This is a genomic window from Janthinobacterium lividum (assembly GCF_034424625.1).
Classification (GTDB): Bacteria; Pseudomonadota; Gammaproteobacteria; order Burkholderiales; family Burkholderiaceae_D; genus Janthinobacterium; species Janthinobacterium lividum.
This window is the reverse complement of the sequence record NZ_CP139976.1, coordinates 3149661-3169013: the sequence shown is the minus strand read 5'-3', so window position 1 is coordinate 3169013 and position 19353 is coordinate 3149661. Positions and strand designations below refer to the sequence as shown.

Here is a 19353-nt window from a genome sequence, read left to right as displayed (position 1 = left end):
CATTGCGCCGCGGACAGCGGCGCCAGGTCTTAAAAAACGCTGCAAGCAGGATGGCTCAAGCGTCGATACAAACAGTCTATCGATGTGACGTGCCCGGCGGTATTGGCAAGAAGTCGGTTTCCGGCACCAGGAATGCATAGACGGGTAGTCACCCGGATAGTCACTATTGCCTATGGGCGGCAAGGCGGCGCTGCGGTATACCTGTCGTCATCGTTCAACCCAGAGAAAGAGCACCATGCCGATTACCGATTACGCCAGCCTGCTGCGCAGCGCCCGCAACCAGGAGCAGCCGCAACGCCTGCTGTTCACCTTTACCCAGGCGCAGGCCCAGCCTGGCGGCCAGGGCAAGTCCCTCACGCCCGTGATGTGCGCCGACAAGCTGCCCGAGGAACTGGACAGCTTCGAGACATTGAAAGAGGAGTCGAAACAGATGCAGACGCACTGGGACGTGGTCTTCGTGGCGGGACTGGCGGGCCAGGACGGCCAGCCGCCCGCGGCGCAGGAATGCGAGGCGCCCCTGCGCGCCATGGTGACGGCCATCGAGCAAGGCCGCATCGACAGCCTGCTGGCGTTTGACCGCAGCGGGGATTTGTTACGTTTTAGCTGAATCCGGCCAAGGGCGCTCGTGCAGATGACGCGCCCGTTCGATCGGGCAGACCAGCGGCAAAAACTGCTGCTGGCGCGCCGAATATGCCATCAGGGCCCCGCTGTCGATGTCGAAATACCATCCATGCAGCTTCAACACCCCCTGCTCCACCCGCCGCTTCAGCCACGGGTAGGTGAGCAGGTTGTCCAGCGACTGCAGGATGCTGGCCAGCTCGCACGCGTGGTGCTGTTCCGCCGACGAGCGGTGCGCCAGCTCGCGCCGCACCCTTTGCGCCACCGGTTCGGCGATGCGCATCCACTGTCCCACGAAGTCCGTTTCCTGGCCTTCCGTGCGCGGCTGCGGTTCCAGCAGCGCGCGGATGCCGCCGCAGCGCGCATGTCCGAGCACGATGACCCTGGCCACTTCCAGCTTGCAGACGGCGAACTCGATGGCCGAGCTGACGCCGGGCGGCGCGTCGGGCGTGCACGGTGGCACCAGGTTGGCGATATTACGCACGACGAACATGTCGCCCGGGTCGCTGCCCGTCAGCAGCATGGGATCGACGCGCGAATCGCAGCAGCCGATCAGCAAGGTCGAGGGCCGCTGCCCGTCGCGCAGGCTGTCGTACAAGGTTTGCGGTTCGCTGAAGTACTGCTGCTGAAACAGGCTGAAGCCGTTGACAAATTTTTCCAGTTCTTCCATGACTACCTCGAATACTCTATACGGCGCCCGGCAAGCAGGACTTGCCAGGCGTTCTGACGCCAACTAGCAAGGCATCGGCGCATTCTTGCGCGCATAGCACCACCAGGTGATCGCGATGCAGCTCACATAAAAGCCGATGAAGCACCACAAGGCCGCGTCGGGGCTGCCCGTCAGCGCAATCGAGGTGCCATAGCTTTTCGGGATGAAGAAGGCGCCATACGCGGCCACGGCCGACGTAAAGCCCAGGACGGCCGCGCCTTCCTTGTTGGCGTCGACGATGGCTTGCTCCTGCTCCGCCTTGCCCTTGCCGGCGGCCGCGCGCTGGTGCTCCGTCAGGAAGATCACGGGGATCATGCGGAAGGTCGACGCATTGCCAACGCCCGTGCCGGCGAACAGCAGCATGAACATCCAGAAGAAACCATTGAAGCTGCCCGCAGTGTGCACACCTTCGCCCGCTTGCGGCATGAAGTACAGCACGCCCAGCACGGCGCCGATCATCAGCAGGAACGACCACTGGGTGACGCGGGCGCCGCCCAGTTTATCGGAAATCACGCCGCCGGCCACGCGCGCCAGCGCACCGACCAGGGGGCCGAGGAAGGCATAATCGAGCGGATTCACGTCGGGGAACTGGATCTTGATCAGCAGCGGAAAGGCGGCCGAATAACCGATGAAGGAGCCGAAGGTGCCCGTGTACAGCCAGCACATGAGCCAGTTGTGCTTGCGCTTGAAGATCACGGCCTGCTCGGAAAACGAAGCCTTCGCCGACGCCAGGTCATTCATGCCGAACCAGGCCAGCAAGGTGCTCAAGGCGATGAACGGCACCCAGATGAAGCCCGCGTTCTGCAGCCACATGTCCTTGCTCACGCCATTCTTGACCCAGGTGAGCGAATCGCCGCCCCAGGCGCCGAAGACGGCGAACGTGATCACCAGCGGCACGACGAACTGCACCACCGACACGCCCAGGTTGCCCAGGCCCGCATTCATGCCCAGCGCGAAGCCCTTGCTGGCCTTGGGATAGAAAAAGCTGATGTTGGCCATCGACGAGGCGAAATTGCCGCCGCCGAAGCCGCACAGCAGCGCCAGGATCAGCATGGTCGGATAGCCCGTGTTCACGTCCTGCACGGCCAGGCCGATACCGATGGCGGGAATCAGGAGCGAGCCAGTGGAAATGGCCGTCCAGCGGCGGCCGCCGAAGATCGGCACCATGAACGAATAAAAGATGCGCAAGGTGGCGCCGGACAGGCCCGGCAAGGCCGTCAGCCAGAACAGCTGGTTGTTACTGTAGGTGAAGCCGATGTTGGGCAGGTTGACCACCACCACGCTCCACACCATCCACACGGCGAATGCCAGCAGCAGCGCGGGAATCGATATCCACAGATTGCGCGCGGCCGTGGCCTTGCCCGTGTTTTGCCAGAAGCTCGGGGTTTCCGGCTCCCACGTATTGATCATGTAGCGGCTCATGCTTTAGCTCCTGCAGGTTGATTGATAGTGGCCGCGCGCAGCGGCTTGAACGAGAAATGCATCCAGACGAGGGAAACGCAGACGGTGCCGTACAGGAGCATGAAGGAGCTCGAACGCACGCCGGTAAAGTCCACCAGGGCGCCGAACATCACGGGCAGGATGAAGCCTCCCAGGCCGCCGGCCAGGCCTACCACGCCCGAGACGGCGCCGATATTGTCGGAAAAATCATCGCCGATGAACTTGAAGACGGACGCCTTGCCCACGGCCATGGCGATGCCGACGATGAACAGCAGCACGGTGAACCACAGCGGCGACAGGCCGATATGGAAAGCCATCGGACCCGTGACGGTTTCCACGACCATCTGCGTTTGCGGATACGACAGCAGGAAGAAGCACACCCAGCACACCCACATCACGGCCCAGGTGACTTTCGCCGCACCGTATTTGTCGGAGATCCAGCCGCCCACGGCGCGCAGCACGCCGCCCGGCAGCGAGAAGCACGCGGCCAGCAGCGCCGCGTGCTTCAGGTCGAAGCCGTATTCGGCCACGTAGTACTTGGTCATCCACAGCGCCAGCGCCACATAGCCGCCAAACACCACCGAGTAGTACTGGCAGTAGCGCCACACGCGGGGATCCTTCAGCACCTTCATCTGCGCCGAAAAGCTCTCGCCCGATGGCGCCAGATGCGATTTGTCCGTGTACGAAAACAGCCAGAAGATGATGGCCGTGGCCAGCATGGCCACCGCATACACCTTGGGCAGCATTTGCCAGCCGAAGGCGGCGACGATACCCGGCGCGACGAACTTGGTCAGCGCGGAACCGGAGTTGCCGGCGCCGAAGATGCCCATCGCCAGGCCGCGGCGCTCCTTTTCATACCAGCGCGCCACGTACGGCGTGCCGACGGAAAACGAGCCGCCCGCCAGGCCGACGAACATGCCCAGCACGAGGAAATGCCAGTAGGCGGTGGCGTAGGAGATCAGGTAGATCGGCACCACGCTGGCCAGCATCAGCCAGAAGAAGACGCGGCGTCCGCCGTATTTGTCCGTCCAGATGCCCAGCGGCACGCGCACGAGGGAGCCCGTCAGCACGGGCATGGCGGCCAGCAGGCCGAATTGTGTTTCAGTCAAACCCAGGCTGGTCTTGATGGGGATGCCCAGTACGGCAAACATCATCCAGACTGCAAAGCAGATGGTAAACGCGAAGGTGCTGCTAATCAGCACGGACGCCTGCTTGCGCCGCATGCCGGGTTCGACTGCCTTGTTACTACTGTTGTTCTTAGTGCCATCTAGGGTAGCCACGATGTTTCTCCATGAATGCACTGGCCGTCTGGCCAGCCGTCCCGACCAGCTTACGTGGCAGAGGGGAAAGGCACTATCGGCCACAGGGTGATTCTGGAAAGGCAATCTGGATAGCCGTATCGGCAAAAGTGACTAGATGGCGGAGGATGGACCTAGCCTGAATGGCGGGTGTTTTACAAACGCAGCTATTTTTGGCACACTCGGCGCCTGGAGAAAAAGGAGCGGCATGCAGAACAAACACGACAGGCACGAAACAGAGCCCATCATCACCCGCCTGGCCCAGGCTGGCGATGTGGCAGCCATGCTGGCCTGCGACGCGTATGCGCAGGTGCACGCCAGCCGGGGCGATGCCGTGCGCGCCGCCGTAGGCAAGGGGCACTGCCAGGTGGCCATGCGGGCGGGCCAGGTCGCCGGCTATGTCCTCACGCACGACGACTTCTTCGGCTACGGCTTCGTCTCGCTGGTGATAGTCGCTCCCGGACAGCAGCGGCGCGGCGTGGGCTTGCGCCTGCTGGCCGCCGCCGAAGCCGCGTGCCAGACAGGCAAGCTGTTCACCTCGACGAACCAGTCCAACCTGGCCGCGCAACGGCTGTTCGCCAGAGCGGGCTTCGTGCGCAGCGGCCAGATCGACCATCTCGACGAGGGAGACCCCGAGCTGGTGTACGTGAAATGGTGCCGCTGATCGCGCCTCATCCCGACGACGTATGGCGCGGCGCGCCAAAGGCGGCTATGCTGGCGCCACCATCAATCAACGCCCACCACCTCACGCATGGATTATCTGAGCCTCAAGCATTTCCACATGGGATGCGCCGCCGCCAGCGGCTTTCTTTTCCTCTTGCGCGGCATCTGGATGCTGCGCGCCTCGCCAGCCTTGCAGCAACGCTGGGTAAAAATCCTGCCGCACCTGGTCGACACGGCCTTGCTGGCCAGCGCCATCACGCTGGCCGTGTGGAGCGGCCAGTCGCCGGGCAGCCACCCCTGGCTGGCTGCCAAGCTGTGTGCGCTGGTGGCTTACATCGTGCTGGGCACCATCGCGCTAAAACGCGGCAAGACGCCGGCCGTGCGCGGCGCAGCCTTCGCGCTCGCCGTGCTGGTATTCGCCTACATCGTCGCGGTGGCCGTCACCAAGCAGGTCTGGCCGCTCTGATGCATCAGAACATGTAGCGCAGGGTGACGCTGGCGTTGCGCGGGGCGCCCCAGTAAGCCTGGTTATACATGCCAAGCTGGCTGTAGTAATGCTTGTCGAACAGGTTGTTGACGTTCGCCTGCAGCGACAACTGGCGCGACAGCGCGTATTTCGCCATCAGGCTGGCCACGGCATAACCGCCCTGCTCCACGCGCTGCGTGCCCGTCGGCCCGGTGGCGTCACGGTAGGCGCCGCTCTGCCAGTTCACGCCGCCGCCCACCGATAACGCCCGCAAGCCGCCAGGCAGCTGGTATGTGGAAAACACGCGCGCCAGGGTCTGCGGCACATAGCTGTTCAGGCGCGCGCCCTTGTTGTCCTCGGCCGCCGCGTGCGACACGCTGGCCGAGACGTTCCAGCCCTGCGCCAGCTCGCCCGACACATCCAGCTCCACGCCCTTGCTGGTGGTGCCCGATGCCGCGAAATACGCCTGCGTCAGCGAATTGCCGACAAAATGGCCCGTATCCTCCTGCGCCAGGCCATCTTGCGCGATGCGGAACACGGCCAGCGCCGCATTCAATCGGCCGCCGAAATACTCGCCCTTCACGCCCGCCTCCAGATTCTTTCCCTGTACGGGATCCAGATAGCGGCCGAACCGGTCCTGGTAGCCCTGCGGCTTGAAGATCTTGCTATAGCTGGTGTACAGCGCATGCTGCGCATCGATATCCCACACCAGGCCCGCATACGGCGTGACGGCATGCTTGGCATAGGCGTAGCTGCCGCCCCAGTCATCGACATGGTCCGCCTTGTAGCGGCTGTAGCGCGCGCCGACGATCAGTTTCAAGGGATCGGCCAGCGAAAAGCGCGCCGTGCCGTAGATGCCGCGCTGCTGCACCGTATCGAGCAGCTGCCAGCGCGAGAAATTCGGGTCATTCCAGTCCGGCTCCGGCGTCACGCCCTGCCATTGATGGAAATTGCCGTAATCGACGCTGCCACCCGAGATGCCCGGGTTGCTGGAGAACTGGTTGCTGCCCGAAACGCCGAACGCCAGATCGTGCGTGCGCCCCAGCAGCTGCAGCGGCCCTTGCACATAGGCGTCGACGCTGTCCTGGCGCCGCGTGCCCGAGTAAAACCCGGTGTAGCCCGTCACGCCCTGGCCCGTGGCCTTGTCCGGCCAGGTATTGGCGAAAAGCTCGGCCGCCGAATAATTGCCCCAGCCGTGATTCAGCATGGCCGTCAGGTTCCAGCCCTTGCCCAGGTCCTGCTCCAGGCGCAAGAACGCCGTCTGGCTGGTGCTGAACCAGCGGCTCCAGGTGGTCGCCGTCGTAGCGGAACGGGGCAAGGTGGCCCGTTCGCCATCCGCATACCACAGCGGCAAGCCGCCATACATGCCGCCGCGCGGGCGGTTGTCCTGGTATTCATAGCCGGCGATCAGCACGCTGCCGGGCGCCAGGTCCGCTTCCACGGTGGCGTAGGCCATGGCTTTCCTGCCGTGATACAGGTGCACATACGATTCGCTGTCCTGGTAGCTGGCCACCACTCTGCCGCGCACCTTGCCATCGCTGCTCAAGGGCGTGGACAGGTCCGCGCTGGCGCGCGCATTGTTCCAGGAACCGAGGCTCAGGGCGGCATTCCCGGCCATCTGCTTCGATGACGCGCGCTTGCGCACCAGGTTGATGGTGGCCGACGGCTCCCCGGCGCCAGTGAGCAAGCCCGTGGCGCCGCGCACGATCTCGACCCTGTCGTAGGCCGTCATGTCCAGGGTGCTGTCACCCACGTTGTAGGCATTGTCGACCGTGGTGGGAATGCCGTCGTACTGGTAACTGGCGATGGAAAAGCCGCGCGCGAAGAACGAGGTACGGTCGCTGTCGTAGCGGTTGATGGCCACGCCGGCCGCGTTTTGCAGCACCTCTTCCACCGTTTGCAGGTTCTGGTCATCCATCTGCTGGCGCGTGACCACGCTGACGGCTTGCGGCGTCTCGCGCACGGACAGGCCCAGGCGCGTGGCCGAACGCATGGTCTGCGTCGTATACAAGCCGCTGCCTTCCGTCGCGCCATTCGCATCAAAGCTGGCGCTGACCTTCATCTCCGGCATGGTCTGGGCGCCCTCGGCCGCTGCCACGTCGAGCACATAGCCGCCATTCGCCTGCGGCACGGCGCGCAAGCCCGAGCCGGCGACGATGGTGCCCAGCGCCTCGGGCACGCTGTAGCTGCCCGTCAGTCCGGCGCTGCGCTTGCCGGCCACGGTGGCGGCCTGGTAGGAGATCATGGTGCCCGTCTCCTGGCCGAAGCGCACCAGCACCTGTTCCAGGGTGCCGCCGGGTATCGCCAGCTCGATGCGCGCCCCATTGGCTGCCTGGGCAATAGGTGCGGCGGCCAATGCGCCGCCGGCGGCGAGCAGCCACAGGGCGTGGCTGACGGTCAGCGCCGCCACGCTGCGGCGGCATGTGCGGGAAGCGGAAGATGGGTAAGTAGGTGCTGTGCTGGGCATGCGGACTGTTTTCCTGAAAGTGAATGAGGGGTTCACTCGCTATGTCACGCGAAAATCGAAAAACCCTCACATTTTCAGAAAATAATCATGGATGCTTCCGATGCGGCACCACGCTCACCCAGAAGCGCGTGCTCTGGCGCACGTCGACGGGCAAGGTACGCGTCAGCATGTCCAGCACTTGCGTCGTGTCGGCCAGCGGATAGATGCCCGACACGCGCAGGTGGGCGACGGCCGGATCGCAGGCCAGGCGGCCATGCCGGTAGCGTGCCAGCTCGCCGACAAAATCGGCCAGCGGCATGTCGTGCGCCACCAGCATGCCGGCCGTCCACGCATCGGCGCCGGCAGGCAGAAGCTCGATGGAGCCAACGCTGCCCGCCGTGAAAGTCGCTTGTTCACCCGCCTGCAGCCTGCGCGCCGCATCGGGCGCTTGTTCCGGCACGATGTCGACGGCGCCCGCAAATACGCCCAGGCGCGTGGCTTCGCTACCGGCTCGCACGGCAAAGCGCGTGCCCACGGGTTGCAAGCGGCCCTGGCCCGTGCGCACGAAAAAAGGCCGGCCCGCCACGTCGCGTGCCGTGGCGACCATGATCTCGCCTTTTAACAGGGTCACCAGGCGCTGGCCCGCATCGAAACGCACGTCGATGGAGGTGGCCGTGTTGAGGGCGATGCGCGTGCCGTCTGCCAGCACGATGTGGCGCAATTCGCCCGTGCCAGTGCGGTAATCGGCCAGCCAGAAGCGCGCCTGCTCATTGCCACCCGCCAGCCAGGCGCCGCCGCCCACGACCAGCAGCGCCAGGAGTTTCAAAGACTGGCGCCGCGCCGCATTCGCTTGCGCGTGCAGCGGCTTGCGGGCCAGCGTGCCGTGCGCCAGCGGCGCGGGCAAGGCGCGCATGCGCGCCATGCAGCCTTCCACATGCTGCCAGGCTTGCTCGTTTTCCGGGTCGCTGCCGCGCCAGGCGCGCCATGCCTGCTCCACTTCCGGCGTGGCGTCACCGGCCTGCAGGCGCACCAGCCATTCGACAGCCTGCAAGCTGGCCGCTTCCGGCGTGAGGGCGCCCATCACGGCGCCAGCGGGGAAAAGAAGCACTGGTGCATGGCTTTGACCAGGTAGCGCTGCACGGTGGCCAGCGAGACATTCAGCTCCAGCGCGATGGCCGCCTGCGGCATGCCATCGAGCTGCGACAGCAGAAAGGCACGGCGCACGGCAGGCGCCAGGCTATCGAGGCGGCGGTCGATGTCGAGCAGGGCTTCGAGCAGGATCGCCTGCGCCTCCGGGTCGGGCGCGCATTGCGCCGGCAGGCTGGCCAGGGTTTCCAGGTAGGCCGCCTCCAGGTCGCGCCGGCGGTACAGATTGCCCAGCACGCCCTTGGCCACCGTCGTCAGGAAGGCACGCGGCTCGCGCGCGACGATGGTCTCGTCGCGATTGAGCAGGCGCATGAAGGTATCGTGCGCCACGTCGGCCGCGTCAAACGCATTGCCCAGTTTGTGCCTGAGCCAGCCTTGCAGCCAGCGGTGATGTTCGTGATACAGGCTGCCCACCTCCTGGTGGACGCCGGATTGGGCAGGCGGCACGGAAAATCCTCACACGCAAACAATAATGATTCGCATTCTAACTGGCATGACACGGCTGGCGCAACCGCCACGTAGCACGTAGAAATGATAGTATTTACAACGTCTTGCACATGCCTCTCCCCTGGCCGTGCCCTACCCTGAAAGCCAAACATGCTCTTGTCTGAACTGCTGACCAAACTGACCTGCGGTGACCTGGAAGGAGAGGAACTCGACGCGGCCGTCGCCGCCATCACCGATGCGCCCTCCGCGCCACGCGACGAGTGGATCGACAGCGATGCGCAAGCCTACGCGGTGGCGATCCTCTGGCACCTGGGCGGCTATATGGCGTCGAGCGACAAGCTCGACGAACTGCACGAACAGATACAGGACATGTTCGACGCATTCCCCGACTTCCCGTACGAGCTGCTCAAGGACAGCGACGGTAGCGCGCTGCCCTATTTCGAGTGGCTGGACAAAGAACTGGCACAGCGCGCCGTGGACGAAGGCGGCTATGACCTGATCCAGATCGATGGCAACGGCAGCGACGAAATGGATGCGCTGGTCGTGTACCGGCGCGATACCAACGACATCATCCAGGCGGCGGCATTGATGGGAGTGACGATAGGCCGGCCGCTCACCTACTATCGCGGCATCGAAGCGATGGTGGGCAAGCGGCCGGGGTAAGGATCAACGCCTATTGCATTGGCAAGGCCGCCACATCGACAGCCGGTGCCTGGCCAGTGGCCGGACGCGTGAAGTTCTGGCTGGTTTGCACGTAATCGGCAAAGAAGCCGCCGTTATGCAGGTAGAACTTGCCGTTTTCCAGCCCGCCCGCATAATCCATGCGCTGCGCATTCGTGGCCGTGGCGTCGCCGGTGAACCTCCCGGCCGTCACTTCCGACCAGGTACCCGATGCATTCCTTGCCCACTGGTTGCCGAACTGGACGCGGCGTTCAGTGTAGCCCAGGGTATCGATGAAGTTCTCGAGGAAGGAATGCACGCCCGTCAGATACGTGGAAATCGCCGGCCGCTTCCAGGTGGCGATGTAGCGCCATTTGCCCGTCTCGGGCGCGAAGAACCAGGCCGAGTAATCGCTGCCGCCATTGCCGTCGGGCCGCGCGCGCGTGATGAAGCGGTACGTCGTGCCGGCTGCCCAGTTATACGACAGATAGGTCTGGCCTCCCGTGCCCTCGCCGCCGAAGGCGTTATCGACCACGCCGGCGCCCTTGCTGACCAAGGTGGTCTTGGCGCCATTGTCGGCGTCCCACACGGAAAACAGTATCCAGCGCTCGCTCGGTGATTTCACCTGGATGCCCATGTAGCCCTGGCCAAAGCCGTTGGCCATGAAATAGGAGCCGATGGCGTCCTGCCCCTTGGGTATCGTCATCTCGTTATAAAAATACTCGGTATTGGCCGGCACCGTGTAACCCATGTGCACGGACGGGCCGCGCCGCGACCAGTAGTAATTGGCGGGGTCATTGGCGTACGTGAGCGCGGCGTTCGACGTCACCTTCAGCGCGGTGACGTCGCCGAACGTGGCCTTCACGCGCGACAGCCCCTGCAAGTCCACCTTCACATAGCCGGCCGCCGCCACGTTCACCGTGCCCACGGCATAGGTCTTGCGCGCCTTGCCGGCCAGCTTCACGTCGAAGGGCTTGCCGTTGATCTTCACGCGGATGTTGCTGTTGCCGCCATCGGCCAGACTGGCGTCAAGCGCCACCTGGACAGGGCCCGCCCCGGAGACGCGGAAATACGTACTGGCGACGGCAGCCGGATTGCTCCAGCCGGCCAGGCCATGTTCGCCGATGACGGCGCCCTCGTTCCCGCCCGTGATGAAGGCGTTGCCGGCCAGTTCCACGGTGGCGGTGGTGGCCGGCGCGGCCACGCTGGCAGCCAGCAAGGCGGTGCCGCCCATGTCGGGGGTAGCGGTGGCAGTGGCGCCGCCGCATGCGGCCAGCAGCAATGGCATGGCGGGAAGGACTGCGTAGAGTAATGAACTTCTGTGTTTCATCAACGTCTCCTGGTGGTACGGCGTGCAACAGGCGCAAGAAGTCCTGCGGCGTGCGCCGCGGTTTGAAAAGCTGGGATGGCTGGAAAAAACCCGCTACGGCGGCAGGCGCGGTAGCGGGTCGTGAAGGCTTAGTACTTGCCGTCGAGAGCGAAGATAGGCTTGCGCGCTTTCCACTGGCCGCCCGTGAAGTCCGGGAAGTCCAGGGTCTGGAAGTTGGCGGCGATCGACTGCTCGGACAGCGGCGTGATGGCGCTCCACGTCACGGCATCGTAGATATCGATCGGCATCGGCGCGTTGGCCTTCAGCGCTTCGACAAAGGCGTGGATGACGAAGAAGTCCATGCCGCCGTGGCCCGCGCCTTCGGCTTGCGCCGCATATTTGCGCCAGACCGGGTGCTCATACTTGTCCTGGTAGGTCTTGAAATCGTCCCACTGGTGCGGCTTGCTGACGCCCTCGATATGGATGGAATTGTTCAGGTCCATCCACAGGCCGTCCGTGCCTTGCACGCGGAAGCCCAACGAGTACGGGCGCGGCAGGCTCGTATCGTGCTGCAGGATGATGGTTTCGCCGTTCTCGCACGCCAGGGTGGTGGTGACCACGTCGCCCAGCTTGAACTTGACCTTGGCGTTCGCATGCTGTGCGCCGCCCGGCTGCTTGACGATGTAGTCGTGCAAGCCGCGCGCCTTGGTGGCGAAGGCGTTGATGCGCGTAAAACGGTTGCCGCGGTTGATGTTGGTGTACATGGCGCATGGGCCGATGCCGTGGCTAGGATACAGTTCGCCATTGCGTTCGACCGAGTGCTGCGTGCGCCAATGGGCTTCCGACCAGCCCTTTTCGCCGAATTCCACGCCGCCGCCATACGGCTTGGCAGGATTGCCGCTGTTGAATTTCACGGCGCGCAGATCGTGCTGGTAGCCGCCCTGCAGGTGCAGCAGTTCGCCGAACAGGCCCGCGCGCACCATCTGCAGCGCAGCCATCACGTCGCGGCGGTAGCACACGTTTTCCAGCAACATGTATGGCGTGCCCGTTTTCAGCTGGGTATTCAGGACGTCCCAGTGGTCTTGCAGGGTAATGCCGGCCACCACTTCGCAACCGACGGGTATCTTCGCCTGCATGGCGGCGATCGCCATCGGCGCGTGGAATTCCCACGGCGTGGCGATGATCACGCCATCGAGGCCGCCCGCGTCCAGCATGCGCTTGTAGGCTTTCTGGTCGCGGTCTTCGCCATACGTGCGGGGACGGGGCTTGCCGGCTTTGGCCACCTGGCCCAGCGCGTGTTTCAGCATGATCGGCTCGATATCGCACAGCGCAACCACTTCCACGTCATCGCGGCGCACCAGTTCAGCCAGCAGCACCTGGCCGCGCATGCCCGTGCCGATCAGGCCCAGGCGGACTTTGTCGCGGCCGGCCGCAGGGGCGGCGCTGGCGTCGCCAGGCAGCAAGGCGCTGCCGGCCATGGCGCCACCGGCCAGCGCGGCGCTGGCGGACAGGAAATTGCGTCGATTGATTTGTGTTGTCATTGGTCTCTTCTCGCTTCCATTGGTAATGTTCGTCACCGGCCCGCCTTGCAGCGGGCCGGCTGCAGTTTAATAGGTGTATTCCGCCGTGAATCGCACCGAACGCGGTGCCGTGCGGCCAGCCACCTGCAGGTAGTTGCGGGCGATGGCGCCATGGTCTTCGCGCGTTTCGTTATAGCGGGTCACGGTCTGGCTGTTGAACACATTGAAGACGTCCACTTTCAGGCTCAGGCCCTTGACGGCGCTGGGAGTATAGGCCAGATTCATGTCCAGCTGGGCTTGCCAAGGCAGGCGACCCTGGCTACCGCGCGGCGCCGGCTTGCCATTGCAATAGAAGTAGGAATCGCCGTAATCGTTCTCGAACCGCAGGTTATCGGGCAGCGCGCCGATGCAGTTGCGCGGCGCGCCGGAGGTCAGCGACAGGTTGGCGCCGACCATCACGTCCGGGATGACCTGCATGAAACCGTAGGCCTTGAACGCGTGGCGATGGTCGCCTGGCAGGTAGCCATAGGCGTTGTACATCAGTTCCTTGTGGTCGTCGCTGACGGTCAGACCCACGTCGCCGCCGCCGATGCTGTCCGTCTGGCCTTCCATATTGCCCTTCAGCGCAGACAGGGTGTAGGTCAGCTTGCCGTACCAGCCGTTCGTATACGGGTGCTCGACGAACAGGTTCAAGGCGCGGTAGGTGCGCGATGGCAGCGGATTTCCCCACTCCGCCGCCGAAATATCCACGCGGCGCAAGCCTTTGCCATCGTCAAAGTCCACCATCAGGCTGTTGTCGCGGCCAGGGTTGATGATGGCGCACTGGAAGCCACCCCAGTTGCTCGTGTCGACGCTGTTGCGCGTGGCCCAGGCTTGCAGCGGACGCGCATCGCAGACGTCGTCGTTGGTGTCGTTCAGCTTGCGGTACAGGACGCTGGCGCCCACCACCAGTTTCTTGCTCAGGGCGCGTTCGAAGCCCAGCGAGAATTCATCCTGCGACAGCGGTTTCAAGCCGATGGCCGTCACTTCGCGCGCATCGCGGCTCTGGCCGTACGCGTTGTTGGCCGAATACGGCTTGCTGATCGCGTGCAGGCCCGTCGGCGCGCCCGTGACGGGATCGACACCCGTGTAGGTGTACATCTCGCTGGTGGCCAGGAAGGGGCTGGCCATGTTGCTCGACAAATTCGACGGCACCGGCAAGTGGTAACGGCCGCCGTTGGCGAAGAATTTCAGGGTGCCGTCACCCAGGTAATCCCAGGTGGCGCCCACGCGCGGGGCGATCATGTTGCGCTGCGAAATGAAGGCCACGCCATCGGTGCTGTAGTTGGTGAACTGCTCGCGGCGCAGGCCCAGGTCCAGCAGCACCCGTTCCGTGACCTGGTAGTGATCCTGGATGTATTGCGCCGACTGCACGCTGGTCGGACGCGCCAGGTTGGCATTCAAGTCCTTGCTGACGTAATAGCCCTGCGCGCCGTAGCCGCCACCCTGTGCCGGCGTCTCGAACGCGCCGTTGATGGCCCGGTTCGGATCGTCCGCTTTCAGATAGCTCCAGCGGTAGCCGCCCGCCAGGCTCAGGCCCACCTTCGATTCCACGTCGATGCGGTCGATGCCGCCACGCAGCGAGTGCTTGCCCAACTTGTATTCGAGGTCCAGACGCTTGGCCTTCTGGCGGTCTTCCGACGATGGGTCGACCAGAGTGCCCGTCACCGTTTGCGGATTGGCGTACGTCAGGCCAGGCACCTGGGTCGAGGTATTCGACGACGTTTGCGCCAGCAGCGGATTGTAGCCATTCGGCGTGCGGGTGTGCGACGTGCGCGATTCGCCCATCATGGCCGTCACGGTCAGGTTGTCCGTCAGGTAGCCCGTGTACTTGAAGATGTCGATGTTGGCGCCCGGCGCGGCCGATGATCCGCAGCAGTTGACCGTCGTCTCGCCCTTGCCCGCCTGTACGCCATTGCTCGCATGCGTGGCGTAGCTGTAGCCATACGCCTGGCTATCCGTTTTCGTGCGGTCATACAGCTTGGTGTATTCGAAGTGATGGTCGTCCGTCAGGTTGTAATCCAGCTTGGCCATCATGCGGTTCACCTTGCTCTGGCTGGTGCTCCAGCCGCGCGCCAGGGCCGTGCCCGAGTCGGCGGTGGCGGCAACGGCCTGGCTGTCCGTGCGCGTCTGTTCCAGCGCCACGAAGGCGAACAGCTTGTTCTTGATCAGCGGGCCGCTGCCATACAGGCCCACCACCTTGCTGGTGCTGCCATTGTCGCGGTTCCAGTACAGCAGATTGCCATCCGTCTTCGGATTGGCGCCCGTGTTCGGGTAATAGGTGTTTTCCGGCTCGCCTTTCAGCGAACGGGGGATGATGGACACCTTGCCGCCGAATTCGACCTTGTTGCCGCCACTCTTGGTGGTGATGTTGATCACCCCGCCCGTGGAGCGGCCAAACTCCGAGCCATAGCCGCCCGACAGCACCTGCAGGTTCGAGATCGCGCCGAACGGCAGCTCCGATGCGCCCACCTGGGTCAGGATATTCGTGATCGGGAAGCCGTTGACGTAAAAGGCGTTTTCGGACTGGCCCGAGCCGCCGATCGATGGCGCATTGCCATACACGCTGTTGGTGCCGCGCGACACGCCCGGCGTCAGCTGCACGATGGAGGCGACGTCGTTCCCGACCGGCAGCGCTTTCAATTCCTTGGCCGTGAAGATCACGCCATTGTTGGTGTTCGACACGTCGATCGGATTGCGCGACGCCTTCACCACGACGGTCTGCTCCTGGCCCACCGTGCCGGCGGCGCTGGCCGGGCCGAAGTTCGCTTCCGCGCCCGCGCCGATCAGGGCTTCGACTTCCTGCGACGCTTCCACCGAACCGGCACGCAGCACGCGCACCGCATAGCGACCTGGCGGCATGGAGTTGGCCACATAGCGGCCCGACGTATCGGGCGTCAGGCTGCGCTGCACGCCCGTCGCCAGGTTTTCCAGCACCACGGTGGCGCCGGCCGGCGCGCTCACTTCACCGAAAATGGTGCTGGTGGCGTTCGACTGTGCCCAGGCCTGGCCTGGCACGCCGGCCGCCAGTGCGATCACGATCGCTGCGGCGCGGCTGATGTCGCGCAATTTGAGTCGGGTGGTATGCATGCTGTCTCTCCGTCTATATCGAGGGTTATGCGCGCCCTCCCCGCTCCAGGGCGAAGTCGGGGGGATGCAATTTTTATGGTGGTCGTCGGCCGGTGCAGCCAGGCAGTTGCACCTTCCGGGAAATCAGTCCGCATCGGCTGATTTTCTTTTCTTGGGATTACTTTAAAAAGAAAAATAAGTATCGTCAACAAAAAGAAAGTTATAACGTAAATTTATCGCTAAATTGAGCAAATAAAGAGTATTTATCTTTCGATTTAATCAGATTCGCGGCAGATAACTTTCGTTATCGTGGTATGGCAGATACACGCGCAGGCAAGGAGTCGTCCGGCAGAGGATAATCCGCGTGGCAATCCGGGAAGAGCAACGCGAAAGAAGACATGCCTACCCTCTTTCACTTACGTTTATCTTTCGTATTGTGCATATTGGAGTATTGTATTTTCTTTTTCATGGCAATACCCCGGCCCGCACCATGCCAGCTGACGTACCGGGGCATCGTCACGCTTTAAAAGAACTTGTAGCTGGCCGACAGGGCAAACTGGCGGCCGAACAGGTCCTGGCTATGGTTGTAGCCTTCCCAGCCATTCGGGTCGTAGTACGGCTGCTTGTTGAACGCGTTCTTCACGTTCAGGCCCACGTCCAGGTTCTTCAGCGGCTTCCAGCTGAAGGCCAGGTTCACCGTGGTGTATGACGGCGCGCCCTTGCACTGGCCGGCCGGCAAGGCCACCGAGGCGGCAGTGCAGTTTTCCGGCGTGTTGTCCTTGTCCCAGGGACCATACGCCCAGCGCGTCTTGCCCGAATAGTTGATAAAGACGCTGCTGACGAAGTTGCGGTAGCTCCAGTCGGCGTTGACGGTAGCGCGGTAGCGCGGCGAATCGTAATAGCCGACGGTGTTGCCCTTGATGTCGCTGCCGTCTTCGCTGTCATGGGTGTCGCGCTTGCGGATGGTGGCCGCGATGCCAGTGCTCAGCTTGCCCCAGTCGCCGAGCGCAAAGCGCGTGCGCGCATCGATGTCCACGCCATCCATCAGGGTGCGGCCACGGTTCGAATACGAGTTGATCAAGCCGCCCAGGTTGCCCACCGAGTAGCCGGGCACGCCGCCCGCGCACACGCCCGCATTGGCGGGATTGGCGCACATGGCCGCCACGGCCGCGACGTTGCCCCGGTCCGTATCCGTCAGGTCGTTGCGGATGGCGCTGGGCGTGCCGGCCAGGGTCGGGCCGTACTTGGCCACCAACTCCGTAAACAGCTCGTTGAAGTCCTGGCGCACGATTTCGTCGCGGCGGTTGATGAACCAGTAATCGATGGAGATGCTCACGTCCTTGGCCGGCTGCAGAACCAGGCCCACGGTCGATATCTTCGCCTTTTCCGGACGTAGATTCTGGTTCGGCGGCGTCAGGCCACCCACCGTCGTGGAGCAGTTCGAATTGAGCAAACTCTTGCCCAGGTCCGCATCCGTCGCGACCGCGGACTTCATCAAGGCGCGCGCCATGGCATTCGTTTCGTCGCAGCGCACGGTGTCGCGGATGCCGCCCACCTGCGCAAAGACGCCACCCGTGCCCGATTCGGCCAGGTTGGGTGCGCGGAAGCCTTCCGAATACGTCCCGCGCAGCATCAGCTCGGGCCGCGCGCGCCAGATCACGCCCAGCTTGGGCGCCAGGTTGGCGGCGAAGTGCGGGTATTTGTCCAGGCGCGCGGCCGCGTTGACTTCCAGGGTGTCGCTGAGCGGCACCACCACTTCGCCAAACACGGCCGCGATGGTGCGCCGGCCATCGAACCAGGAACCGCCCTGCTGCGTAATCAAGCCATTCGCCGCATCCGTATTGCCGGGCGTGAGGAAGCTCTCGCGCATGATGTTGGTGCCCACGGCAGCGCGCACTTCGCGCTCGCCCAGCTTGAACAGGGTGCCTTCCAGCTTCGCATCCCACGTCATCAGCTTGGTCCACGATTCGATGGCGAAGGTCGGGTAAGCCGCGCGCACCAGCGCCGCATTGGCCTCGCTGATTTCGCCGAACTTGTAGGCGGGATTGTCGGAGATATAGGTGCGGCCGCTGACGGGGTCTTTCGTGAACGGCCCGAACGCCTGCTCGAATCCCTTGATGTTGATGTTCGCCGTCTGGAACAGGGTCGAATGGCTGCCCGCCACGCTGAGCGCCGTTTCAAAATCCCAGCCGCCGCCGATGCTGCCGCGCAGGCCGACGAGCGCGCGGTAGTTTTCATCGACATTCTTCTGCCCGAAGTGGCCCGTCGCATCCTGCAGCAGGTAATTCAAGCCGGCCGCGCCGCCCATCTTCGCCACCATATCGGCATCGAGCTTGCCTTTCAGGTAGACGTTGTTCGGGCTCAGGAAAGGCGTGGCGAAGGTATTCAGGGTATTGCCCGTATTGCGCGCGAACCAGTTATTCGTGCTGCCGCTATTGAAGCTGGACGGACCATTCTCGCCGCGCATCTTGATGTGGGTGAAGGCGCCTTCCGCGAACGCTTCCATGTCGCCGCCGAGTTTCAGCCGGCCGCTCAGGTAAGCCGTGGCGCGCTCCGAGGTAGGCCCCGTGTCAAGCTGGTTGGGCAGCGCATTCCACACGCAGCGCGTGCCCGACGCTTCGGTGATGCTGTTGTTGCAGCCATTGACGGCGCGCTGGGTGCGCGCATTGTTCTTCGCCTTGTCGAAGACAAAAAAGGTCCCGGGATTCATCGTGCCCGGTTCGCTGCCCACGCCCACACGCATGTTCGGGATGAAATTGGGATTGTTCGCATAAAAATACGCGGGACGCTTGCGCCAGGTATCGGCCAGCGCGATGCGGTCGCGCTGGTAGACGTTCACGGAACCGTAGATGTTGTAGCCGTCGCTGGCCAGGTCGCCCAGGCCATACAGCACGCTGGCCTGGCGCTCGCCATAGGCTTTCACGCTGGGCGAAAATTCGCCATTGGCGCGCGCTTCCAGGCCTTGATACGACTTCTTGGTGATCACGTTGATGACGCCGGCCACGGCATCGGAGCCATATACGGCCGACGCACCGTCCGTCAAAATCTCCATGCGCTCGATGGCGGCGGCGGGAATGGCGTCGATATTGACGAACATGGTCTGGAAACCGGCCGGCGCGCCATAGAACGACAGGCGGCGGCCATTCAGCAACACCAGGGTGCCCTGCGCACCGAGGCCGCGCAAGTTCGCTTGCGAGCCGCCATCGGAACCCGTGAACATCGAGCGGAAGTCCTGCTGCGCCGGACGGGCCGCAGGCAGGTTGTCCAGCACTTGCAGCAAGGTGAGCGCGCCCATGTTTTCGATCTGCTTGGCGTTGATCACCTGTACCGGCGACGCCGTTTCCGCGTTGATGCGCTTCAGGCTGGAACCCGTCACTTCGACGCGCGCCAGTTTCTCCTCCTCCGCTGCCAGCGCCGTTGATGCCAGCGCAGTTGAGCCCAATCCTACCGCCGCCATGGCGGCCATCAGTTTTTTCAAGTGCATTCCCATCTCCCTTTTTATAAGTGATTTGTTTTCGTCAGG

The 19353-nt window shown here is 63.7% G+C and carries 14 protein-coding genes; 4 read left to right on the top strand and 10 right to left on the bottom strand.

Going from position 1 to position 19353, the window contains the following annotated elements:
• The first annotated feature begins 235 nt into the window (after window positions 1-235).
• Window positions 236-607, top strand: a complete 372-nt coding sequence (locus tag U0004_RS14340) for a hypothetical protein (RefSeq protein ID WP_034781616.1) — start codon at window positions 236-238, stop codon at window positions 605-607.
• Here U0004_RS14340 and U0004_RS14335 read toward each other — a convergent pair.
• The 3 genes from U0004_RS14335 to U0004_RS14325 form a co-directional block, all read right to left on the bottom strand.
• Window positions 593-1288, bottom strand: coding sequence for a carbonic anhydrase (locus tag U0004_RS14335; RefSeq protein ID WP_070256341.1), 696 nt, complete (start codon window positions 1286-1288; stop codon window positions 593-595). The two genes, U0004_RS14340 and U0004_RS14335, sit on opposite strands and share 15 nt — an antisense overlap.
• 63 nt (window positions 1289-1351) lie before the next feature.
• On the bottom strand, window positions 1352-2749 hold the full coding sequence (locus U0004_RS14330) for a NarK family nitrate/nitrite MFS transporter (RefSeq protein WP_070256343.1): 1398 nt from the start codon (window positions 2747-2749) through the stop codon (window positions 1352-1354).
• On the bottom strand, window positions 2746-3990 hold the full coding sequence (locus tag U0004_RS14325) for an MFS transporter (protein WP_070256345.1): 1245 nt from the start codon (window positions 3988-3990) through the stop codon (window positions 2746-2748). The genes U0004_RS14330 and U0004_RS14325 overlap by 4 nt, the downstream gene beginning before the upstream one ends.
• 283 nt (window positions 3991-4273) lie before the next feature.
• Between U0004_RS14325 and U0004_RS14320 the strand changes: the two genes are divergently transcribed.
• Window positions 4274-4729 carry a GNAT family N-acetyltransferase gene (locus U0004_RS14320; RefSeq protein ID WP_070256347.1) on the top strand — a complete coding sequence of 152 codons (456 nt, stop codon included), beginning with the start codon at window positions 4274-4276 and terminating at the stop codon, window positions 4727-4729.
• 87 nt (window positions 4730-4816) lie between these two features.
• Window positions 4817-5194: a SirB2 family protein gene (locus tag U0004_RS14315; RefSeq protein ID WP_070256350.1), complete on the top strand. Its 378-nt coding sequence runs from the start codon at window positions 4817-4819 to the stop codon at window positions 5192-5194.
• 4 nt (window positions 5195-5198) lie between these two features.
• On the opposite strand, the gene U0004_RS14310 is transcribed toward U0004_RS14315, so the two are convergent.
• The 3 genes from U0004_RS14310 to U0004_RS14300 all read right to left on the bottom strand — a co-directional run bounded on the left by U0004_RS14310 (window position 5199) and on the right by U0004_RS14300 (window position 9233).
• Window positions 5199-7661 (bottom strand): TonB-dependent siderophore receptor, encoded by a 2463-nt coding sequence (locus U0004_RS14310; RefSeq protein WP_070256353.1) that lies wholly within the window; start codon window positions 7659-7661, stop codon window positions 5199-5201.
• Between the two features lie 85 nt (window positions 7662-7746).
• Window positions 7747-8721 carry a FecR domain-containing protein gene (locus U0004_RS14305; protein ID WP_070256356.1) on the bottom strand — a complete coding sequence of 325 codons (975 nt, stop codon included), beginning with the start codon at window positions 8719-8721 and terminating at the stop codon, window positions 7747-7749.
• Complete coding sequence (locus U0004_RS14300) at window positions 8721-9233, bottom strand: sigma-70 family RNA polymerase sigma factor (RefSeq protein ID WP_070256359.1); 513 nt, start codon at window positions 9231-9233, stop codon at window positions 8721-8723. The genes U0004_RS14305 and U0004_RS14300 overlap by 1 nt, the downstream gene beginning before the upstream one ends.
• Window positions 9234-9383: 150 nt before the next feature.
• Here U0004_RS14300 and U0004_RS14295 point away from each other — a divergent pair, with 150 nt between their 5' ends.
• Window positions 9384-9896, top strand: coding sequence for a hypothetical protein (locus U0004_RS14295; RefSeq protein WP_070256362.1), 513 nt, complete (start codon window positions 9384-9386; stop codon window positions 9894-9896).
• 10 nt (window positions 9897-9906) lie between these two features.
• Here the strand turns inward: U0004_RS14295 and U0004_RS14290 are convergent, their stop codons facing one another.
• The 4 genes from U0004_RS14290 to U0004_RS14275 all read right to left on the bottom strand — a co-directional run bounded on the left by U0004_RS14290 (window position 9907) and on the right by U0004_RS14275 (window position 19314).
• Complete coding sequence (locus tag U0004_RS14290) at window positions 9907-11223, bottom strand: DUF3472 domain-containing protein (RefSeq protein WP_070256365.1); 1317 nt, start codon at window positions 11221-11223, stop codon at window positions 9907-9909.
• A gap of 128 nt (window positions 11224-11351) precedes the next feature.
• On the bottom strand, window positions 11352-12743 hold the full coding sequence (locus U0004_RS14285) for a Gfo/Idh/MocA family protein (protein ID WP_205412530.1): 1392 nt from the start codon (window positions 12741-12743) through the stop codon (window positions 11352-11354).
• Between the two features lie 66 nt (window positions 12744-12809).
• Window positions 12810-15851, bottom strand: coding sequence for a TonB-dependent receptor (locus U0004_RS14280; RefSeq protein WP_034781632.1), 3042 nt, complete (start codon window positions 15849-15851; stop codon window positions 12810-12812).
• A 502-nt stretch (window positions 15852-16353) separates the two neighbouring features.
• Window positions 16354-19314 (bottom strand): TonB-dependent receptor plug domain-containing protein, encoded by a 2961-nt coding sequence (locus U0004_RS14275; protein ID WP_070256561.1) that lies wholly within the window; start codon window positions 19312-19314, stop codon window positions 16354-16356.
• Between the last annotated feature and the right edge of the window lie 39 nt (window positions 19315-19353).

Excerpts from the sequence above, each read along its gene's own strand:
- U0004_RS14310 (WP_070256353.1), bottom strand. The coding sequence starts at position 7,661 with ATGCCCAGCACAGCACCTACTTACCCATCTTCCGCTTCCCGCACATGC.
- U0004_RS14275 (WP_070256561.1), bottom strand. The coding sequence starts at position 19,314 with ATGCACTTGAAAAAACTGATGGCCGCCATGGCGGCGGTAGGATTGGGC.
- U0004_RS14290 (WP_070256365.1), bottom strand. The coding sequence starts at position 11,223 with ATGAAACACAGAAGTTCATTACTCTACGCAGTCCTTCCCGCCATGCCA.
- U0004_RS14335 (WP_070256341.1), bottom strand. The coding sequence starts at position 1,288 with ATGGAAGAACTGGAAAAATTTGTCAACGGCTTCAGCCTGTTTCAGCAG.
- U0004_RS14315 (WP_070256350.1), top strand. The coding sequence starts at position 4,817 with ATGGATTATCTGAGCCTCAAGCATTTCCACATGGGATGCGCCGCCGCC.
- U0004_RS14295 (WP_070256362.1), top strand. The coding sequence starts at position 9,384 with ATGCTCTTGTCTGAACTGCTGACCAAACTGACCTGCGGTGACCTGGAA.
- U0004_RS14340 (WP_034781616.1), top strand. The coding sequence starts at position 236 with ATGCCGATTACCGATTACGCCAGCCTGCTGCGCAGCGCCCGCAACCAG.
- U0004_RS14325 (WP_070256345.1), bottom strand. The coding sequence starts at position 3,990 with ATGCGGCGCAAGCAGGCGTCCGTGCTGATTAGCAGCACCTTCGCGTTT.
- U0004_RS14305 (WP_070256356.1), bottom strand. The coding sequence starts at position 8,721 with ATGGGCGCCCTCACGCCGGAAGCGGCCAGCTTGCAGGCTGTCGAATGG.
- U0004_RS14285 (WP_205412530.1), bottom strand. The coding sequence starts at position 12,743 with ATGACAACACAAATCAATCGACGCAATTTCCTGTCCGCCAGCGCCGCG.
- U0004_RS14280 (WP_034781632.1), bottom strand. The coding sequence starts at position 15,851 with ATGCATACCACCCGACTCAAATTGCGCGACATCAGCCGCGCCGCAGCG.
- U0004_RS14320 (WP_070256347.1), top strand. The coding sequence starts at position 4,274 with ATGCAGAACAAACACGACAGGCACGAAACAGAGCCCATCATCACCCGC.
- U0004_RS14330 (WP_070256343.1), bottom strand. The coding sequence starts at position 2,749 with ATGAGCCGCTACATGATCAATACGTGGGAGCCGGAAACCCCGAGCTTC.